General features: G+C 63.4%; 4 protein-coding genes. 2 read left to right on the top strand and 2 right to left on the bottom strand.

Features of this window, described 5'->3' with window-relative positions; all coding sequences use genetic code 11:
- Positions 1 to 104: 104 nt before the first annotated feature.
- Entirely contained in the window at positions 105 to 371 is a 267-nt protein-coding gene (locus EN964_RS31790; protein WP_236382727.1) for a hypothetical protein, read from the bottom strand.
- Between the two features lie 203 nt (positions 372 to 574).
- Here EN964_RS31790 and EN964_RS31785 point away from each other — a divergent pair, with 203 nt between their 5' ends.
- Positions 575 to 1,279, top strand: a complete 705-nt coding sequence (locus EN964_RS31785; protein ID WP_127268739.1) for a helix-turn-helix transcriptional regulator — start codon at positions 575 to 577, stop codon at positions 1,277 to 1,279.
- Between the two features lie 239 nt (positions 1,280 to 1,518).
- Here EN964_RS31785 and EN964_RS31780 read toward each other — a convergent pair whose 3' ends face one another.
- Positions 1,519 to 1,821 (bottom strand): hypothetical protein, encoded by a 303-nt coding sequence (locus EN964_RS31780; RefSeq protein ID WP_127268738.1) that lies wholly within the window; start codon positions 1,819 to 1,821, stop codon positions 1,519 to 1,521.
- A 185-nt stretch (positions 1,822 to 2,006) separates the two neighbouring features.
- Here EN964_RS31780 and EN964_RS31775 point away from each other — a divergent pair, with 185 nt between their 5' ends.
- Positions 2,007 to 2,375, top strand: coding sequence for a hypothetical protein (locus EN964_RS31775; RefSeq protein ID WP_127268737.1), 369 nt, complete (start codon positions 2,007 to 2,009; stop codon positions 2,373 to 2,375).
- The last annotated feature ends 100 nt before the right edge of the window (positions 2,376 to 2,475 follow it).

The raw sequence follows: 2,475 nt of genomic DNA, 5'->3' as shown, positions 1-2,475 counted from the left end.
CATCCAAAGTTCGGCCGCACGCCGTCGGGCAGCGTCAAGGTTCGACCCGGTGGCCGGGTCGCAGTCAGGTTGTTTTTCAAGAGCCGGCTGTCAGCCGACCAGCCTCAGCCGGATTGGGTAGATTTCCCGCCGGCAAGGTGCAGAAGCCGCGCCTCGGCCGTGTTTCTATCCAGGGCGGAAACCGCCCTGCCCGTTGGCCTGTCGAACAGGATGACGGTGCCGTCCTCGGTGCGGATGCAGGAGCGGCCAGCCGAAAAAACAGCGCCGGCGCCATGCCGGTCGGATTGGGGGCCGGAGCCGCTGGGAGCGGCGGCTCCGGCCGTTCCGGTCGCCGGAGACGGGCGGACCGGACCCGGGGCTGGTGCAGTCAAGCACCGAGCCTCGGGCTTCATCCTGGCCGGGGAGGAGGACAGCCGGGATGAAAGGGGGGCGACAGCCGCCGGGCACACCGCGCACGGGGCCGGCGCCATTGCGCCATCAAAGGTGGACAGGTTTTGCATAACCATATATAAGCATAACTCACAAATTTATGCAAGCCATTCTTTCATAGACGAGAGCCACTTTCATCACTCACATGGTCGCCATGGCAAGAACGGAACTGTCGATCAAGGTCGGGGCGGCGATCCGCAAGGCGCGCAAGCAGCGCGGCCTGGTCATGCGCCACATCGCCGAGCACAACGACACTGATGTCGCCGCCGTCGGCAATTGGGAAACCGGCCGCAATCTGCCCAAGACCGAGAACCTCCTGAAGACCGCCGCCTTCCTGCGCGTCGACCCGGTGGCGCTAGGTCAAGGGCAGGTCGTGTTTCTCGACGATGCCGGACCGGTCGCCGATGCGGAGATCGTCACCGATACCGGTCCGCTACCCGCGGGGTCGATGGATATCGAGGTGCTGGGCGCGGCCGTCGGCGGCGACGATGGCGATTTCACCTTCAACGGCGAGCCGGCGGGTTACGTCCAGCGCCCGCCGGGGGTGCGCAACCTGCCGAAGGTGTTCGCCCTGCACGTGCTCTCGGATTCCATGGTGCCGCGTTATGAGCCCGGCGACCTGATCTATTGCGGCGGCCGCGACGCGGTGCCCGGCGACCATGTGGTGATCGAGACCTTCCCCGAGGAAAACGAGCGCAACGGCAAGGCCTTCATCAAGAAGCTGGTCAAGCGCACGGCGGGCGAGCTGGTGGTCGAGCAGTACAATCCGCCGAAGACGCTGACCTTCAACCGCTACGCCATCAAACATGTCTGGCGCGTGATTCCGCTGAAGGAATTGCTGGGGTATTGAGGAGCGCTTCTTGCCTTCTCCCCTTGCGGGGTGAAAGGCGGTCCGCACAGCGGACGAAAAGCCAATTGCTTGGCTTTTCGAGCCTTGAACGCCCTGAGCTTGCGAAGGGCCGGGTAGCGCAGGATCCACCTGCCGGGTCCCCGCTGCTTCGCAGCGTCCCGGCGTTCGCTGGCCTTTGATCGTGCCACTGGCACGATCAATTCACTCACGCGAACCGGCCGTTCACCCTTCGACAAGACTCAAGCCCGCCTCGCTCCCTCCAGCGGCACCTCGCGATCGCTCAGCATCTGCGCTTCGCTGCGCACGCGCTGGCGCTCGTCGATGAAGGCCGCCTGGATCGTAACGGTCGCTCCTGGCAGTCCGTCGGCACGGCAGGCCGCGCAGACGATGCGGCCCGACAGAGCGGCAAGCGGCGTGTTCCCCGTCACGCCGAACCGCTTCAGCTGATCGGGTCGCCACCAACGGTTGCGGCCGCAATCCGCGCACTCGACCGAGATCGAGGCGACATGCGCGATTGTTGGTTCCCTGCCCGGCAATGCCATCGCCCCTGCCTCATCGTTGTTCCTGATTTGTTCGCATATTCCTGTGTTTTGCGCCGGGAGTCGAGTCGCAGTTTTCAAACTTTCCCCGAAGTTTTTCTTCTAGTGCAATTTGAGTTATGCTTTCATATATATGAAAATGTGAGTCAGACACGAACCTGCCCACTGCATCAGACCCGGGAGCGATAATGGACGCTTTTGCCACCGATTTTGCCCGTTCCTGCGGTTACGCCGGCGACAGCCTGGCCCTGCTTGAAGCCTTCGAAGCCATCCGCCGAAACGGCATCGCCCACGCCCGTCAGGATCACGTCAGGCGCAAGGCAGTGATCGACGAGTTGAAACCGTCGGAGGCGCTGTTCCTGGCCGCGATTGGCCCGGCGCTCTCGGCGGAAGAGGCCATTGAGGACGCCGCCCGCTTCATAGCCTGCTGGCGCAACATACCGCGCTGGCGCCAGGAGCGGCGCTTGCCCGACCTGGTCAGGGCCAAGCAACAACGGCTGGTGGCACGGTATTTTCGTCGCCATGGCCATCTTCTATGGGCGCGCGAAGCAGCGTGAGGCTGGACCAGCCATTTGCGGGTTCCATCGGCAATTTTTTCTTTCTAGACTGCGCAGGGGTGGCTGATCGTCGACGTGCATAGTTTGGGATGTTCAAGAC

This window comes from Mesorhizobium sp. M7A.F.Ca.CA.001.10.2.1 (assembly GCF_003998575.1).
Taxonomy (GTDB): Bacteria; Pseudomonadota; Alphaproteobacteria; order Rhizobiales; family Rhizobiaceae; genus Mesorhizobium.
This window is presented reverse-complemented; position numbering and strand designations above follow the sequence as displayed.